Consider the following 16,397-nt stretch of genomic DNA (forward strand, 5'->3'; position numbering starts at 1 on the left):
ATCTAACTTAATAAATAAAATTAATTGAATAATAATGAAAGTCTTTTCTTCTATTGGGAGCGGGTTAAGGTGAGGTGAAATAAAATAAATCCACCTCTCCCTAACCCTCTCCTTGAAGGAGAGGGAACTAAAAACTATCTTCTCGATTTAAAAGCTACATTCACTTTGCGTGGACGGAAACGCCAACCCAAAAGAAGTAAAATGCCAGAGAAAATAAGCATAGGCCAATCACTTAAACGCATATATAAAGTTTGACCTTGCATTGCAGGAAGTTCACCGCGTAATACCGTTTCTTGATCCATTGGTGCACGTTTTACGATATGACCCTGATGATCAATAAAGGCAGTGACACCGGTATTGGTGGCACGGATAAACCAACGACCATTTTCTTTAGCGCGCATTTGTACCATCTGCAAATGCTGTAAAGGTCCCGCTGTACCTGTAAACCACGCATCGTTGGACACGGTTACCAAGAAATCACTTTGGCTTGCATTACGACGCGTCAGATTTGGGTAGGCAACTTCATAGCAAATTGCAGAACCTAAGGCATGGTTCTTCACATTTAATGGTTTTTGATCACTTGCACCACGTGAAAAACCACTCATAGACGGATCATTTTGCAATGCAGGTAACACCCAGCTAAGTAAACCTGATAAAGGAATATATTCGCCAAAAGGAACTAAACGCTGTTTTTTATATAAACCAGAAGACTCATCACCACTTGCCATGATGCTGTTATAGAACATGGCTTTGCCTTCAGTCTGAGATTCGGCTTTATCCCAATAAGGAATACCCGTTACCCAAGCAGAACTTGATTTCTCAGCTTGTGTACGCATCGCAGTTAGAAAGGGTTGAATGTCAGTTTGGAACATCGGAATCGAAGATTCTGGCCAAACAATCAGATCACGTCCCCATTCAGTCTTGGTCAAATTGGCATAGATGAATAGCGTTTTCATCTGATATTCGGTTAACCATTTTAGGTCTTGCGGAATATTCCCTTGGACCAATGACACACGAAGTGGTTTCTCAGCTTTTTGCTCGACAAAGTTGAGTTGTGAAGCACCCCAAGCACCTAAGACTAAAAGTACAGAAGGCACCAGCCAGAAAACACGTTTTCTGAGAACTTCAACCAATGCACAGGCTAAGGTGACGACAACAAATGACACCCCAAATACACCGAACAAAGGCGCATAGGCATCAAGGAAACGTTCGGTAAATGCGTAACCGACAAACAGCCATGGGAATCCCGTAAATACCCAGGTTTTTGCCCATTCAAACAATACCCAAAGCGGAGCAAAGGTTAAAGGTGTTTCAGGGAAAAAGCGACGGTAGATAAACGTTTGCAGCGCAGTAAATAATCCCATGACCACAGCCATGATCAGGATCATCAGTACACTTAAAACGGCATTGGTATCGCCATAAACATGGATGGACGTGTAAAGCCAAAAAGCGCCCACAAACCAAAGCCCAATGCCATATGCCAAACCAATCGCAAAGGCTTGTTTCGCCGTGCGCTGGATTAGACTCACGTACAGCAGTGCAGGGGATAAAATTGCCAACCACCAATAGTGGTACGGTGCAAGACTTAGACTAAATACACCGCCTGCAAATAGTGAAATCAGTAAAGGATAAATTAATGCTAACTGCTTTTGCCCTTGTCCAGACATCAGCAGTTTGTCGAAGTAACTTCTCATTGACGCACAGCTCGAATGAGATGAATAGAGCGAGCATCTGCTTCAAGAATAGTAAATTGCCAGTTCTCAAGTTCAATCACTTGACCTTCTAGATCGCTCACCAAACCAATTTCCTGCATGAGTAAACCACCCATGGTTTCTACTTCATCATCAGGGAAGTCGGTGTTGAGTACATCATTGAAGTGTTCAATGGGCGTAAGAGCTTGCACGATCCAAGTATTGGCAGTTGATGCATCTTCATCAGGCACAATAAATGGCGCTTCTTCATCAACTTTGTCATGTTCATCTTCAATCTCACCGACGATTTCTTCAAGAATATCTTCAAGTGTGACTAGACCAGAGGTTGAACCATATTCATCAATCACGATTGCAATATGCGTCTGAGTATTTTTCAGCATACGCAAGACTTGATCTGAACGGGCACTTTCTGGAACAAACAGCGGCTGACGCATCAGAACACGAATATCCACTTTAGTGGTCGGTTCAGTTAAAAATGGCAAGAGGTCTTTAGCAAGTAGAATACCCACCACATTATCTGGCTGATCTGATGAAAACACAGGGAAGCGAGAATGCGCAGATTCTACTAAAACATGAAGAATATCGAGAAGCTGATCATCTTCTTGAAGGCTAATCATTGACGTGCGAGGCGTCATGACTTCACGAATTTTAGTCGCAGGAAGGTCTAACACGCCTTCTAACATTGCTACAGTATCGGGTTCTAAAAAACGACGTGAATCTTGTACTAATTTTAGCAGTTCGTCGCGGGTCTCGGGTGCAGTTCCTAGCCATTTGCGTAAACCGCGCATACCCCACGACGGGCCTGATTCCTCGTGCATGATGTTTCCTAAACACTCTTGATCGTAAAAAATATAAATTTAATCATACCGTAGAAAACACAGTTGTCTACCCATAAAGATGGCGCTTTCGATGACTTCCTGATTCAGATCATGAGAAAGCGATTGTTGGATTTTTAAACTGCATATATGACAGCTATGGTCTGATTTGTACATGATCACCAAAAAAATTGGGATATGCTAAAATAATGCCGATCTTGTTTTTTGAGTTAGGGCATGTCTGAACAACAGATTACTCCAAGCATTCAGTTAAATACTCGTGGATTACGCTGTCCCGAACCCGTCATGATGTTGCATCAAGCGATTCGTAAGTCAAAGTCAGGTGATGTGGTGGAAGTTTTTGCCACGGATAATTCGACGTCTTGGGATATTCCGAAGTTCTGTATGCATTTAGGGCATGAGCTGCTGTTGCAAGAAGAACGCCTTGATGAAAATGGCAATAAAGAATTTCACTACTTGGTGCAAAAAGGTTAATTACTTTTACTGAGATAAAAAAATCCCTGCACTTGGCAGGGATTTTTTTGCTTGATAGTCGAGTTAATTGTGCTCGACTACGTTATTAAGCATTACATGTTTGGATAGTTCGGACCACCCGCACCCTCAGGTGTTACCCAAGTGATGTTTTGTGATGGGTCTTTAATATCACAAGTCTTACAGTGTACGCAGTTTGCCGCGTTAATTTGGAAGCGTTTAGAACCGTCACTTTCTTCCATAATTTCATAAACACCAGCAGGGCAATAACGTTGAGCAGGTTCATCCCATTTTGGTAAGTTCACGTTCACTGGAATAGAAGGATCAGTCAGCTTCAAGTGAGCAGGCTGATTTTCTTCGTGTACTGTATTTGATACGAATACAGAAGATAAACGGTCAAAGGTCAGCTTGCCATCAGGTTTTGGATAGTTCGGTTTAAAGTTAGCTGAATCTACAGTTTTTAATGCGCTGAAGTCAGGCACTAAGTCATGTAAAGTAAATGGAACTTTAAATACGTTCTGGTCGATGAAGTTAAATGCACCGCCCGCGAATGTACCGAATTTATGCATCGCAGGACCGAAGTTACGTGCGTTATATAATTCTTCTTTCAACCAGCTGTTGTTAAATTTCTCAGTGTAAGCGGTCAATTCTTTCGCGAAGAAGTCTTCACCTTCAGTCACACGAGCAACGGCTAGATCACCACCTTTTTCTACGCCAGCAGCAATCGCTTCAAATACCGCTTCACCACACAGCATGCCTGATTTCATTGCAGTGTGAGAGCCTTTGATTTTTGCAAAGTTCAAGAAGCCTGCATCATCACCAATTAAAGAACCACCTGGGAAGGTGAATTTAGGTAATGAGTTAAAGCCGCCTTTCACCACAGCACGCGCACCGTAAGAAATACGTTTACCACCTTCCAAGTATTGCTTGATTAGTGGATGGGTTTTCCAGCGCTGCATTTCCATGAATGGATACATGTGTGGATTGGTGTATGAAAGGTCAACGATCATACCCAAAGTTACTTGGTTATTTTCAGCATGGTATAACCACCAACCACCTGATGAACCCGTTTCTGTTAGAGGCCAGCCCGCGCCATGCATTACAAGACCTGGTTTATGTTTTGCAGGATCGATTTCCCACAATTCTTTAATACCAATACCATAGTGCTGCGGATCTACATCTTTATCCAAGTTGAATTTTTGGATTAAACGTTTACCTAAGTGACCACGACAGCCTTCAGCAAAGAGAGTGTATTTCGCATGAAGTTCATAACCTGGGGTAAAGTTATGTGTTGGTTCGCCATCTTTACCGATGCCCATGTCACCAGTCTGGATACCTTTTACTGAACCATCTTCATGGTAAAGAATTTCTGATGCAGCAAAGCCCGGGAAGATTGATACTTCTAGTTCTTCCGCTTTTTGACCTAACCAACGCACCACATTACCAAGAGAAATCACATAGTTGCCATCGTTGTGCATGGTTTTTGGTACCATCCAATGCGGCATTTCTTGTGATTTTTCATCAGACAATAAGAAATAAGTTTTGTCTTCTGTCACTGGAACATTTAAAGGCGCGCCTTCTTCTTTCCAGTTCGGGAAAAGTTCATTGATAGCACGTGGCTCAAGAACAGCCCCAGAGAGAATATGTGCACCGACTTCGGAGCCTTTTTCTACGACACAGACGGACAAATCATTTAGGTTGTTTTCAATTGCAAGTTGACGAATTTTAATCGCTGCAGATAGACCCGCAGGGCCAGCACCTACGATGACTACGTCAAACTCCATCGATTCACGTTCGATGTGCTCCATGTCGGACTCCTCATATTACTTTTCGGTGGCAACCATAATCGGATGATTGGGTGCTGCCATGAGTATGCTTAATTCTTAGACACAATTATGCTAGTGTCTTTAATCTTGTGGGCTAGTATAGTTTTAAACCCAGTTTTAGCCAATTGGCTGAAACATATTATTTTTCCGTCATTAAGGTCTTCTACTATGGATAACGCAGTGAACAGTAAAAATCCGACGAAAAAAGTAGCTAATCGTGATGATAAAAATTTAACGGATATTGCACAATACTTAAAAGATGGACAGCAGAGTCACAAAAGGTCAATCCCACCTTTAGAGCAGTGGCATCCAAAGCATTGTGGTGCAATGGATTTGAAGGTTTTAGCGAACGGAGAATGGTGGCACGAAGGTCAATTGATTAAGCGTCAAGCCATGATTGACCTATTTTCAACAGTCCTTTGGAAAGAAGACGGTAAATTTTATCTCAAAACACCAGTTGAGCAGATCGAAATTGAAGTCGAAGATGAACCTCTACTTGTCAATCAGGTCGATCAAGTCGATATTGAGGGCAAGGCTTATATTCAACTGACCACAACAACACAAGATCTGATTATTGTCGATGCAGAACATCCTATATTTATGAAGTCATTTAAAGGTGAACTAAGACCTTATGTACATGTTCGCTTTGGCATTAATGCGTTGATTCAACGTGCTGCATTCTTACATTTGGTTGAGATGGGTGAGTTGACTGAAAATGTTGAAGGCGAGACCGTTTTAAGTCTGAAAAGTGGTGATTTAGACTTGCATTTAGGCACCTGAGGTTTAAGCTTTGCGGATACGATTTTGAATTTACTCCAAGCACAATTATGAGCGCTATTCATCCTCTCTATGAAATGATCAATCCAATGCCAAAGGCCGCTGCTGATGCGCCTATTGGTATTTTTGATTCGGGGGTAGGGGGCTTATCTGTGGCAATGGAAATTGCTCGATATTTGCCAAATGAACGCTTCATCTATTATGCAGATACTGCGCATGTGCCCTATGGACCGCGTGAAGATCAGGACATCCGACATCTGACTGCCCATGCAATTGAATGGCTCTATCGTCAGGGTTGTAAAGTGGCTGTGGTGGCGTGTAATACGGCTTCAGCATTTAGTCTGGATTATCTTCGTGAGCACTATGGAGCAGACTTTCCGATCATCGGTTTAGTACCTGCCTTAAAACCTGCTGTTTTAAATACCAAAACCAAAACAGTGGCCGTCTTGGCAACGCCTGCAACTTTCCGTGGCAAACTGATTAAAGATGTCATGGTACGCTTTGCAGAACCTGCTCAAGTCAAAGTGCTGTCGATTACTTGTCTCGACTTAGTACCATTTGTGGAAGCTGGTGAGCAGATGAGTGATGCTTGTATTTCAAAATTAACAGAAATTTTACAACCTGCTGTCGATGCGGGTGCAGATTATTTAGTGCTTGGATGTACGCATTACCCCTTCCTAAAAGCGGCAATTCAGTATATTTTTGGTCATAAGCTGACATTAATTGACTCAGGTTTGCCTGTTGCTCGACAAACTGCCCGTATTTTGATCAAAAATGAGTTATTATTTGAGCATGAGCGCAAAGAGGGTTTAAGAATCCAAATTTATGTCAGTGGGCAAAATGCGGATCAGATTCAACCTGTTTTAGCGCGAATGATTCCTGATGACTTAACCTGGTCAGTTGCGAACATTCAAAGTGACGCTGTGCTTGATTAAAAGCAGATATTTATAATTTTTTATATTTTTAATATTTATTTGGGGAAGCATCCAATGTGATGCAGCATGGCATAACCCATGCATCATATCGATGTGAAGTAAAAGAGGATAACCGATGCTCGATAAACGTTATCAAGTGTTTATATCGACTTCTGGCAATGAAATGCAGCCGGAAAGAATTATTTTGTCGCAGACGCTGGTCGGTATGGGTTTCTTCTCATGGGGCTTGGAACAACGTACACCATTAAGTACCGCATTTGCCCGTCGTCAAATTGATGACTGTGATTATGTAGTGTTGCTCTTAGGTAGCCAATATGGTGAGCAGTCGGTGTCTGGTGTCGGTTATATGCACCTCGAATATATTTATGCGGTCACCAAGCAAAAGCCAATTATTGTGTTTATGCATGATGATCCTGATTCACGTGATCCTTCTTTGCAAGATGCAACACCACAATTGCGTGATAAATTTAAAGAATTTAGACAGTTACTACAAAAAGAAGTCGATCAGGTCTTTAGCTACCGTAGTTTGCGTGATTTAGAAATGGCAGTGCGTTTGAACATGCCACAAATGCTAGAGCGTTATCCTGTTACAGGTTGGGTACGTCCGCAAAATTCGCAGTCCTTACATGATGAAATTGATCGCTTAAAAGCACGTAATGCACAGCTTGAAACTGAATTGGGAAACCGTAAGGTCGATCCATTTTTAAGTGTACCAAAAGTGTCGATGCATGAGCTATTTGCTTTTGAATATCGTATGCATGCCTATCAGGACGGTAATTTTAAAGAGCTTAAGATTCAGAAAAAACTCACTTGGGCACAGTTGCTTTCAATTTTAGGTTCGACGTTTACCAATCCTACGCCTGAAGAGTTCTTCTCGAAGCGTATGAATGAATATTTAAATGAAACAGGCTTGGAAGATGCCCGTGTTGAAATGCCACGTGCGCATGCAGTTGCCCGTTCACAAATGAATATTCGTGCCTTGCACAGTCTAAAAATTCAGATGCGTCAAAATGAGTGGATTGTGCCAAATGGTCGTGATGATCGTCAGCGTTTGTTATGGCAGATCACGCCAAAGGCAAGTAAATTACTCGACAGCAATCTGTTGGATGCAGATCGGATTCATCAATTTAAATCAGCATATTAATCCATATTACACCCTGCTTTAAAACTGCTAAAGTAGGGCAGTTGATATCACAACGGATATACTGAATGTCTTCAGCAGTTCTCCCTAAAGTTACAATTATTTTGGCAAATTTAGGTACACCAGATGAACCGAGTGTGCCTGCTGTACGCCGTTTTCTCGATCAGTTTCTATCTGATCAGCGTGTGATAGAACTGCCAAAACCACTTTGGCAAATCATTTTACGTCTGTTCGTTTTACCGTTTCGCCCAAAACGCGTTGCGCATGCCTATGCGCAGGTATGGGGGACAGACTCTCCGATGCGTGAAATCTTGTTGAAACAGGTTGAACAGGTGCAGGCGCATGTCAGCAGCCAATATCCGCATCTTGATATTGAAGTTGTACCTGCCATGACGTATGGCAATCCGAATATCGCGCAAGCCTTGGATAACATTACCGAACAACAGCAAGATCATGTGATTTTATTGCCGCTATTCCCGCAGTATTCGGCAACTTCGACTGCGCCACTCTATGATGCCGTATCCAAATGGGTGCTGAAACAACGCAATTTACCAGGGCTTTCGATCATTCGTGATTATTATCAGCATCCGCTTTATATCCAAGCATTGGCGCAAAGTGTAAAAGATTATTGGCTTGAACATGGCCAAGCTGAAAAGCTCTTGATGTCATTTCACGGTATTCCTCAGCCTTATGCAGATAAAGGTGATCCCTATGCGGATCGTTGCCGTATGACGGCACGACTAGTTGCCAAAGAACTAGGTTTACAGCCTGAACAATGGGCGATTAGTTTCCAATCACGCTTTGGTAAGCAAGAATGGGTGAAACCTTATACCGATACTCTCATTCGTGAGTGGGCGGAACAAGGGGTGAAATCAATTCAGGTAATGAGTCCTGCATTCTCTGCGGACTGTTTGGAAACGCTTGAAGAATTGGCAATTCAAAATGCTGAGACCTTTAAATCGCTGGGTGGCGAGCAATACAGTTATATTCCTGCACTGAATAACCGTGACGATCATTTGCAATTGATCAATTATCTGCTTCAAGCTAATCTTGATGCAATTTCCAAGACTTATATTCACTCTGCCTAAGGTGTTGATCATTCATGCTACAAGTCAAAATTGTTCCTGTGACTGCTTTCCAGCAAAATTGTTCCATCGTATGGGATGCCGACAGTAAAGAAGCCATTTTGATTGATGCAGGTGGTGAACCTGAAAAACTCAAAGCTGAGGTTGAAGCGCTGGGTTTAACCATCAAAGCGCTTTGGCTCACTCATGGGCATTTAGATCATGCAGGTGCAGTAGGTGCACTCAAACGTGAGTGGAATGTTCCTGTAATTGGTCCACACAAAGAAGATGCTTTTTGGCTGGATATGATTCAGGAAGTGTCAGCACGTTATGGCTTCCCAATTCCTGAAAAAGTTGAAGTGACTGAGTGGCTTGAAGGTGGTGAAGTCTTAAAGTTGGGTGATGAAGAATTTGAAGTCCGTTTTGCACCGGGTCATACACCTGGACACGTAATGTTCTATAACAAAAATTATGGACTGCTATGGACAGGCGATGTGCTATTTAAAGGCTCAATTGGTCGTACTGATTTTCCGCGTGGTAATCATCAACAATTGCTGGATTCGATTCAACGCGAATGCTTTAGCTTACCTGACGAAACCCAGTTTATTTCAGGACATGGCCCAATGAGTACGATTGGATTTGAAAAGCAGCATAATCCATTTGTGGCAGGAAAAGCCGGCTGAGTCACTGAGCTCAAAATCAAAAAGGAATCCGTCGGGATTCCTTTTTTATTGTCTCAGAAAAGTCTTGAATACTTAGAACTGATCTTCTTCGCTACCACCATCGGCTTGTGGCGCGTCTTGAGTTGGGAGTTTATATTCTTCGTTTGCCCAAGCCCCGAGGTCTATCATCTTGCAACGTTCAGAGCAAAACGGACGATAGGCATTGTCTTCCCAAGTGGTCAGATCACCACAACGTGGACAGTTTAAGGTGGTCGGCATTGACAACACTCCTACAAAAATCAAGGATTCGATTAGGCAAATACAATCGCACTTGTTAGACTTATGCGGTTTTTATTAGTTTGATCTGATTATGCCGATTCGTCAATTTCAAGCGCAGCGTATGCATGCCCCTCGTGATTTTCAAAGCATCAGTCCTGAACCAGTTTGTGTCGAAATTGGCGCGGGTAAGGGTAAACATGCCTTGTTATTTACTCAGAATCATCCAGAGCGAAAATTAATTGCGGTTGAACGTACCCGTGAAAAATTTGATGCCATGCGTAAACAGCACGGTCTTGAAGGTCAGCCAAATTTACAGACGGTGCATGCCGATGCACTGCCTTGGGTGGTACACGCTTTGTACCCTCAGCAAGTCGAACAGTTCTTTATCTTATATCCAAATCCGGAACCGCATAATCCAGCGCAGCGTTGGGCAAATATGCCATTTTTCGAGTTTCTAATTTCACGTCTTCAAACAGGCGGCACAATTACCTTAGCCAGCAATATTCACGCTTATATTGATGAAGCGGAAGAGCAAGTTAAATCTCTATGGAACTTGCCGTATGTCAAAGAAGTCATTGCACAGGATTCAGCACGTACCCATTTTGAAATTAAGTATCTGGAACGCGGTGAATTGTGTCAGCAACTCATTATTACTAAACCTGAAGGTTATAAGACACGTTTTGATGATTTTCAGCCTTTACAAGGGCAGAATGCGGTATCTGCGGAATAAGCCATGACCAAGCGTATTGCCATTGTAGGTGCAGGGCCAGCAGGTTTAATGGCCGCAGAAGTATTGAGCCAGTACGGTTATGAATTACATGTTTATGAGCAAAAGCCATCTGCGGCACGTAAATTCCTCATGGCAGGCAAAACGGGGCTGAATATTTCCCATGCCGAACCGATCGAGCAATTTATACAGCGTTATGATCAGGTCGATTGGCTTGCGCCTTGGATTAAGAAGTGGGATGCCAACTGGATTCAACAGTGGATGCAGGATCTAGGCATCGAGCCGTATATTGGTTCATCAGGTCGTGTATTTCCGACTGAGATGAAAGCAGCCCCTTTGCTGCGCGCATGGTTAAAACGTTTAGTTGAACATGGGGGTCAATTTCACTATCGCCATCAAATTACGCATTTGGCCAAGCAACAACTCACATTAAATGACCTTAAACAGGATCGTACATTTACAGAAAAATTTGATGCGATAGTCTTGGCTTGTGGTGCTGTGTCATGGTCAAGACTCGGTAGTGATGGGAAATGGCAAGCATGGCTCGATCAAAATGAAATTGAACCTTTTCAAGCCAGCAATGCAGGTGTGGAATATCCATGGTCGACCTTTATGCAGCCTGTGTTTGGGCAACCTTTAAAGCGGGTTGAAGCATGGGTGGAAGGCGCTGATAAAACCATGGGTGATATTGTGATTAGTCATTATGGTTTGGAAAGTGGTCTGATCTATAAGCAAGGTCGCGGTTTACGTGCGCAAGTCAAAGCGGGTCAACAGATGCAGTTGTATTTGGATTTATTCCCGGATCAAACGATTGAACAACTAACCAAGAAGTTACAGCCAAGTAAAAAGCAATCTTTAGCCAATATTTGGCGTAAAGCTGGACTGGATGGGGCAAAAGCTGCATTGGTACGTGAATTGGTTGCGAAGCCGATTTGGCAAAATGCTGCAGAACTGGCACAGAAGGTAAAACAGTTAAAGATTTCTCTCACCGGTTTTCGTCCAATTGAAGAAGCAATTAGCTGTGCAGGTGGAGTGAAGCAGTCTTCGCTGACAGATCAACTGCAATTGAAGTCGAATCCTCATGTGTTTATGTGTGGGGAAATGCTCGATTGGGATGCACCAACAGGCGGGTATTTGCTGACGGCATGTTTAGCAACAGGACGGGCAGCAGGTTATGGTGTACATCAGTATTTAAGTCGTACTTAAGAAAAAAGCACGTTTGAACGTGCTTTTTATATTTGGCTTTATTCTCTATGGCCTGGATTATTTGTGTTGTGTACGCCAATATTCCAACTGTTCCTGAGCCTGTAAATACTGCCCTAAGCCTTGCATCGCATGCTTGGCTTGTTGTGTTTTATTTTGTTCAGATTGTGCTTGGTTAAATAATTTTTGCTGTTGTTCCCAGTAGTGATACATCAAATCTTGAATATAGCGCCCTTGCTCAGTCTTTAAATCAAGTGCTTTTAACATTTCAAGTGCTGAATTAGTGGTGTCGAGCTGACGTTGATGAATAAAGGCTTCATCTAACTGCCCTTGGTTTTGGAGTTGCATCAGTTCATTTTCAAGCCCATCACTCATCTGTTGAAAACGATCTTCATAGTCTGTCAGTACGCCAATATCATGAGCATCATGTTCGGTAGCTTCAAATTTACGAATACCTTCCGTTTTTAATTCTTTGAGCATTTCAGCAGAAGTAGTATCTATTTCAGAGACTTTTGGCTCAGCAGGTGGTGTCTTTTGCTCACAGGCCATGAGTGCTCCAACCATCAGGACTAAGACACCGCGTTTTATTGTTTCGGCTAAATTCATAAACAGATCCAAATTTTATAAAAGTTATTTCATGTGCTTAAAGATATATAGATGTGTTCGATAGGGGAACTCAATATGATCTGTAGGCTGCTTGCCTAAATATTTAACTACAATCTGCTCAAACTGATGTTTGAGTTGTTGCTGCTGTTCCTTTGGCATCGCAGCAATAAAACTGGTCGAGAGTAAGCGTTTCGAGACGACCTGCTCGACGAGTCCTTGATGAACGAAAGGCAAGGTCGTTTCAAAGCAGAGCTCAAATAAATCTTGTTGCTCAAACACCTTTGCCCAATCACCACGATGAAAACGCGGCGTGCCATCTTCATAAGGAGTGATGACATCTGCCAAGGCTTTAACCCAATCGATAGACACATCACGCTGATTCCAAATTAGAACCAAAGCGCCGTCTTTTTTTAGAATACGATGAATCTCTTGCAGACTGTCGCGATTGGCAAACCAATGAAATGACTGCGCGCAAAATACAGCATCAATACTGTCATCTAAAAGTGGCAGCTCATCACTGCTGGCTTGTAAGGTTTGGATATCAGGATGGGCTTGTTTTAACTCTGACAGCATTTCAGCGACAGGATCAATCGCAAGAATATGTGATGACAATGCCTTTAAATAAGGCAAAAACTTACCTGTACCCGTACCTAAATCAACAAGCTGAGCATTTTGATTGAGCTGCAAGTGCGATTTTAAAATCTCATGAATTTGAGCTGGATAATGCGGTCGAACCTGCTGATATAAGGTCGCAGCTGCACTAAATCCTTGTTTTGCTGACGGATGGATAGAATGTGTCATATTTTGCGATGTTTAATCATCCTGAAAGCTATAAAATAGCACAACTAAATTAACTGCTTAACTGACGAAATTGTTGTGAAAGGGTTCGTTCACAAACACGGGTATATTATGGATAAACACATTGTTTTTGAAGATGATCACATTCGCGCGATTTTTTTACCGGGCACATCTTCAGAACTTATTTTTTCATTTGGCGATTTGATTACCCGTGCCAAAGGCTTAAATATCAATGCAGAAAAGTCGCTGCAAAAATTTGATTTTAATGTCCTTGGAATTATGCCGAAGCAGAAATCATGGTTTCCGAAACGTTCCATGTGGAACATGCTTGAAGCAGTTAAAGATCTTATTGCACCTTTTGAACAACGTATTGCGTATGGCGGTTCAATGGGGGGCTATGCAGCGATTAAATACTCAAAAGCCTTACAGGTCAGCCGTGTGGTAGCGATGGTGCCACAGTATTCGATTGACCCTGAAGATGTCACGGATCCGCGTTATAACATGTTCTATAACGATGACTGTAATGCTGAGATGCGGATTGAAACGCAGGATGTAAATATAGCCGCTGAATATATTATTGTGTATGACCCATATTATGCCGAAGATCATGCACATTATTTGAAACTACATACCGTTTTAACACAGCACCATGTGTTGAATTTACCATTCACAGGGCATGATGCGATCGCCGTATTGGCAAGTTCTGAACTGGTACATGATTTTATTCGACACGAATTCGAGGCGACCTATTTCTATCAAAAAATGCGTCGAGTGAAGAAGAACAGTAAGTTCTATTACCGAAAAGTCATTGAAAATGTCTTGCCACGCCATCGCTTGGCTTTGGCGAAAATTCTTAAAAATAATGATTTATCACTGGATTCTCAGTTTTTTGATGCCAACCAGAAACAGGCAATTTTGCGCGAGTTAATGCGTAATAAACAGGTCGATCAGCATGATTTGATTAAACTCGGCATTCAGGTCAATCTACCGCAAGAAAACCGTCAATTGCTGCTCGACAGTTACGGACATGGTTTAGTTTTTAACGTGATTAGTCAAAAGCTGGAAAGTTATGCCGATGGCGCGATTGCACTGAATCATAAATTCTTGATTCCAATTTATGCCAAAGGTAATGGATTACTCAGCATTATGCTGAATGATGAACGTTATTTGGTGGTGATGAATGATCGCCATATCATGAAATTGCTCAAAGAAAATGATGCTTTAAGTGTTGGAATGCACCCAATTCTGATGAAGCGTTACGCAGATTATTATATGTTTAGTTATAAAGAACTTAATCTCATTACCGATGAGTTTGGTGCGGCTAGCTTTGCTGAGACAAGTGACAAAAATTCGCACTTTGTGACAAGGATAGAGCATAATTAACTTAAAATTTAATTAAAAAACAATAATTTGACATATTAACTTGGCATCATAGTATGTACTCATGGGGTGTGAGAAAAATGGTCACACCATCCACTTTGTCTTTGCGATGAGGGAGTATAACGATGCAAGCAACCCAGTTGATGATGTTTGGTTTAGTTTTTGGTTTAATACCAAATTTTGCTCATGCGCATTCGATCAGTCCCACAATTATTGTTCTTAGTGCAACACTGATTTTTTTGATGTTCCTTACGGTTTATGTGGTGTATAAAATTCGACGTTCGTTAAGCAATCCAAGCGAGAAAAACACTGATTAATTTTTTACTGCGACTTTCTGTGATAAACGGTTGAAAACCCTCAGTGACTTGTTCTTAAATGACAGGATAAATTGTCGAACAAGATTGAGGGAAATGTCGTGAAAGCTGTTTATTTGGATTATGCATCTTTAGATCAAAACGATTTAGATTTTAAAGCGCTGCATGCCAGTTTCGATAATCTCAAGTTATATCCGAGCACCACTTCCCAAGAGCTGCTTTCACGTGTCCAAGATGTCGATGTCATCATCACCAATAAAGTCGTGGTCGATAGCGACACAATTCGAAGCTGCCCTCAACTGAAACTAATTTTAATCTCTGCAACAGGCACCAATAATGTCGATCTTGCTGCGTCAAAAGCAAAAGGCATTGTGGTGTGTAACTGTCAGGCTTATGGTACGGCTGCTGTAGCACAACATACTTTAATGCTGATGTTGAACTTAGCCACCTCATTTATGGCGTATCAAAAAGCGGTACAGGCAGGTGAGTGGCAAAAAGCCTCGCAATTTTGTTTACTGGATTCACCGATTGTTGAGCTGTCAGGTAAGACGCTTGGGATTATTGGTTATGGCGAACTCGGTCAGGCGGTGGCGAAACTTGCCCAAGCATTTGGCATGAAAGTCCTTGTTGGTAGCTTACCGAAGCGTCCAAGTGATGCATCGCGTATTCCATTTGCAGAATTATTACCTCAAGTAGATTTCTTGAGTTTGCATTGTCCACTCACAGAAGATACACGCCATTTGATCAGTCATGCCGAATTTAAAGCCATGAAGCCAAGTGCATTTTTGGTGAACTGTGCGCGTGGGGGAATTGTCGATGAAGCTGCACTTGCAGAGGCATTACGCGCAGGTGAAATCGCAGGTGCTGCAACGGATGTCCTCAGTGTTGAACCGCCTAAAGCAGGTAATGTCTTGTTAGATACTAGTATTCCGAACTTAATCGTTACGCCGCATAATGCATGGGGCAGTGTCGATGCGCGTCAACGCATTGTGAATCAGATGGTGGAGAATGTTGCAGCATTTAAAGCAGGGCAACCGATCCGTCAGGTGAACTGAGACTGAATTTAATCTCGATCATTTTCCAAAAAAGAAAAAAGCCCAGAAGGGCTTTTTTTTATAGGTCAGTGACCACGTAACTGGTTGCACCTGATGAGCTGTTTGATGAACTTTGAGGTGTGACGGTTTGAGTCGTATTTGACGACTGGCTTAAAGGCTGACTTTCAATTGGAACAGGACTATCCGATGCGCCTGTGATGGCTTGTTTAGTATCTTGAATCTTTTGGTTGGCTTGCTGTGTCACGCTTTGCACGCCTTGATCGACCTGTTGAATGGTATTTGAGGCAGTGGATTTGGTATTGCCCCAGACGCGATCAACGCTCGGTTTCACTTTAGCAATGCCTTTTTCTGCAAGTTCATCGACTTTTTCCACACCATTGATCACGCCTTGCTGTGCTTTATAGGCAAAGACATGTAACAGGTTAGGATTGTCACCATAAGGACGAATAGGTGCAGAAAGTCCTTTTTCATCGGTGTTTTCTGTGTTTTGTGCAAAGCTTGGGAATGCAACGAGTAATGCAGTGCTGAATAAAATGGTTTTTTTAATGCTCATGTGGCTGTACCTCAAAGGGGTGATCAGTCTTTTGTCCTTGAGTGTAGCGAGCAATGAT

General features: G+C 42.3%; 18 protein-coding genes. 11 read left to right on the forward strand and 7 right to left on the reverse strand.

The window, feature by feature from the left end; genetic code table 11:
- Positions 1 to 134: 134 nt before the first annotated feature.
- Both lnt and A3K93_RS01080 read right to left on the reverse strand, forming a co-directional pair.
- Complete coding sequence (lnt, locus tag A3K93_RS01075; RefSeq protein WP_067728128.1) at positions 135 to 1,694, reverse strand: apolipoprotein N-acyltransferase; 1,560 nt, start codon at positions 1,692 to 1,694, stop codon at positions 135 to 137.
- Entirely contained in the window at positions 1,691 to 2,530 is an 840-nt protein-coding gene (locus A3K93_RS01080; protein ID WP_067728130.1) for an HlyC/CorC family transporter, read from the reverse strand. The genes lnt and A3K93_RS01080 overlap by 4 nt, the downstream gene beginning before the upstream one ends.
- Positions 2,531 to 2,764: 234 nt before the next feature.
- Between A3K93_RS01080 and tusA the strand changes: the two genes are divergently transcribed.
- Positions 2,765 to 3,022: a sulfurtransferase TusA gene (gene tusA, locus A3K93_RS01085; RefSeq protein ID WP_067728132.1), complete on the forward strand. Its 258-nt coding sequence runs from the start codon at positions 2,765 to 2,767 to the stop codon at positions 3,020 to 3,022.
- A gap of 92 nt (positions 3,023 to 3,114) precedes the next feature.
- Here tusA and A3K93_RS01090 read toward each other — a convergent pair whose 3' ends face one another.
- The gene (locus A3K93_RS01090) at positions 3,115 to 4,827 is read right to left on the reverse strand and encodes an electron transfer flavoprotein-ubiquinone oxidoreductase (protein WP_067728134.1); all 1,713 of its coding nucleotides are present in this window, start codon (positions 4,825 to 4,827) and stop codon (positions 3,115 to 3,117) included.
- A 186-nt stretch (positions 4,828 to 5,013) separates the two neighbouring features.
- On the opposite strand from A3K93_RS01090, the gene A3K93_RS01095 reads away from it, so the two are divergent.
- The 5 genes from A3K93_RS01095 (at position 5,014) to A3K93_RS01115 (ending at position 9,445) form a co-directional block, all read left to right on the forward strand.
- Positions 5,014 to 5,625, forward strand: a complete 612-nt coding sequence (locus tag A3K93_RS01095; RefSeq protein WP_067728136.1) for a DUF1285 domain-containing protein — start codon at positions 5,014 to 5,016, stop codon at positions 5,623 to 5,625.
- Positions 5,626 to 5,672: 47 nt separating this feature from the next.
- Positions 5,673 to 6,557 (forward strand): glutamate racemase, encoded by an 885-nt coding sequence (gene murI, locus A3K93_RS01100; protein ID WP_067728138.1) that lies wholly within the window; start codon positions 5,673 to 5,675, stop codon positions 6,555 to 6,557.
- Positions 6,558 to 6,672: 115 nt separating this feature from the next.
- Positions 6,673 to 7,701: a DUF4062 domain-containing protein gene (locus tag A3K93_RS01105; protein ID WP_067728139.1), complete on the forward strand. Its 1,029-nt coding sequence runs from the start codon at positions 6,673 to 6,675 to the stop codon at positions 7,699 to 7,701.
- A gap of 65 nt (positions 7,702 to 7,766) precedes the next feature.
- On the forward strand, positions 7,767 to 8,786 hold the full coding sequence (hemH, locus tag A3K93_RS01110) for a ferrochelatase (RefSeq protein ID WP_067728141.1): 1,020 nt from the start codon (positions 7,767 to 7,769) through the stop codon (positions 8,784 to 8,786).
- 14 nt (positions 8,787 to 8,800) lie between these two features.
- Positions 8,801 to 9,445: an MBL fold metallo-hydrolase gene (locus A3K93_RS01115; protein WP_067728143.1), complete on the forward strand. Its 645-nt coding sequence runs from the start codon at positions 8,801 to 8,803 to the stop codon at positions 9,443 to 9,445.
- A gap of 72 nt (positions 9,446 to 9,517) precedes the next feature.
- On the opposite strand, the gene A3K93_RS01120 is transcribed toward A3K93_RS01115, so the two are convergent.
- A complete protein-coding gene (locus tag A3K93_RS01120) occupies positions 9,518 to 9,703 on the reverse strand; it encodes a DNA gyrase inhibitor YacG (protein ID WP_067728144.1) in 186 nt (61 codons plus the stop codon).
- Between the two features lie 85 nt (positions 9,704 to 9,788).
- On the opposite strand from A3K93_RS01120, the gene A3K93_RS01125 reads away from it, so the two are divergent.
- Both A3K93_RS01125 and A3K93_RS01130 read left to right on the forward strand, forming a co-directional pair.
- A complete protein-coding gene (locus tag A3K93_RS01125; protein WP_171255079.1) occupies positions 9,789 to 10,433 on the forward strand; it encodes a DUF938 domain-containing protein in 645 nt (214 codons plus the stop codon).
- Between the two features lie 3 nt (positions 10,434 to 10,436).
- A complete protein-coding gene (locus tag A3K93_RS01130) occupies positions 10,437 to 11,636 on the forward strand; it encodes a TIGR03862 family flavoprotein (protein WP_067728148.1) in 1,200 nt (399 codons plus the stop codon).
- A 57-nt stretch (positions 11,637 to 11,693) separates the two neighbouring features.
- Here the strand turns inward: A3K93_RS01130 and A3K93_RS01135 are convergent, their stop codons facing one another.
- Positions 11,694 to 12,239, reverse strand: a complete 546-nt coding sequence (locus A3K93_RS01135; protein WP_067728150.1) for a hypothetical protein — start codon at positions 12,237 to 12,239, stop codon at positions 11,694 to 11,696.
- Positions 12,240 to 12,263: 24 nt separating this feature from the next.
- The gene (locus A3K93_RS01140) at positions 12,264 to 13,040 is read right to left on the reverse strand and encodes a class I SAM-dependent methyltransferase (RefSeq protein ID WP_067728152.1); all 777 of its coding nucleotides are present in this window, start codon (positions 13,038 to 13,040) and stop codon (positions 12,264 to 12,266) included.
- Between the two features lie 108 nt (positions 13,041 to 13,148).
- On the opposite strand from A3K93_RS01140, the gene A3K93_RS01145 reads away from it, so the two are divergent.
- The 3 genes from A3K93_RS01145 (at position 13,149) to A3K93_RS01155 (ending at position 15,786) form a co-directional block, all read left to right on the forward strand.
- Entirely contained in the window at positions 13,149 to 14,420 is a 1,272-nt protein-coding gene (locus A3K93_RS01145) for a hypothetical protein (protein ID WP_067728154.1), read from the forward strand.
- Positions 14,421 to 14,542: 122 nt separating this feature from the next.
- Positions 14,543 to 14,734 carry a hypothetical protein gene (locus tag A3K93_RS01150; RefSeq protein WP_067728156.1) on the forward strand — a complete coding sequence of 64 codons (192 nt, stop codon included), beginning with the start codon at positions 14,543 to 14,545 and terminating at the stop codon, positions 14,732 to 14,734.
- 98 nt (positions 14,735 to 14,832) lie between these two features.
- Positions 14,833 to 15,786 carry a 2-hydroxyacid dehydrogenase gene (locus tag A3K93_RS01155; protein WP_067728158.1) on the forward strand — a complete coding sequence of 318 codons (954 nt, stop codon included), beginning with the start codon at positions 14,833 to 14,835 and terminating at the stop codon, positions 15,784 to 15,786.
- A gap of 58 nt (positions 15,787 to 15,844) precedes the next feature.
- Here A3K93_RS01155 and A3K93_RS01160 read toward each other — a convergent pair whose 3' ends face one another.
- A complete protein-coding gene (locus A3K93_RS01160; RefSeq protein WP_067728160.1) occupies positions 15,845 to 16,339 on the reverse strand; it encodes a hypothetical protein in 495 nt (164 codons plus the stop codon).
- Positions 16,340 to 16,397 lie beyond the last annotated feature (58 nt).

Origin of the sequence: Acinetobacter sp. NCu2D-2 (assembly GCF_001647675.1) — a bacterium.
Taxonomy (GTDB): domain Bacteria; phylum Pseudomonadota; class Gammaproteobacteria; order Pseudomonadales; family Moraxellaceae; genus Acinetobacter.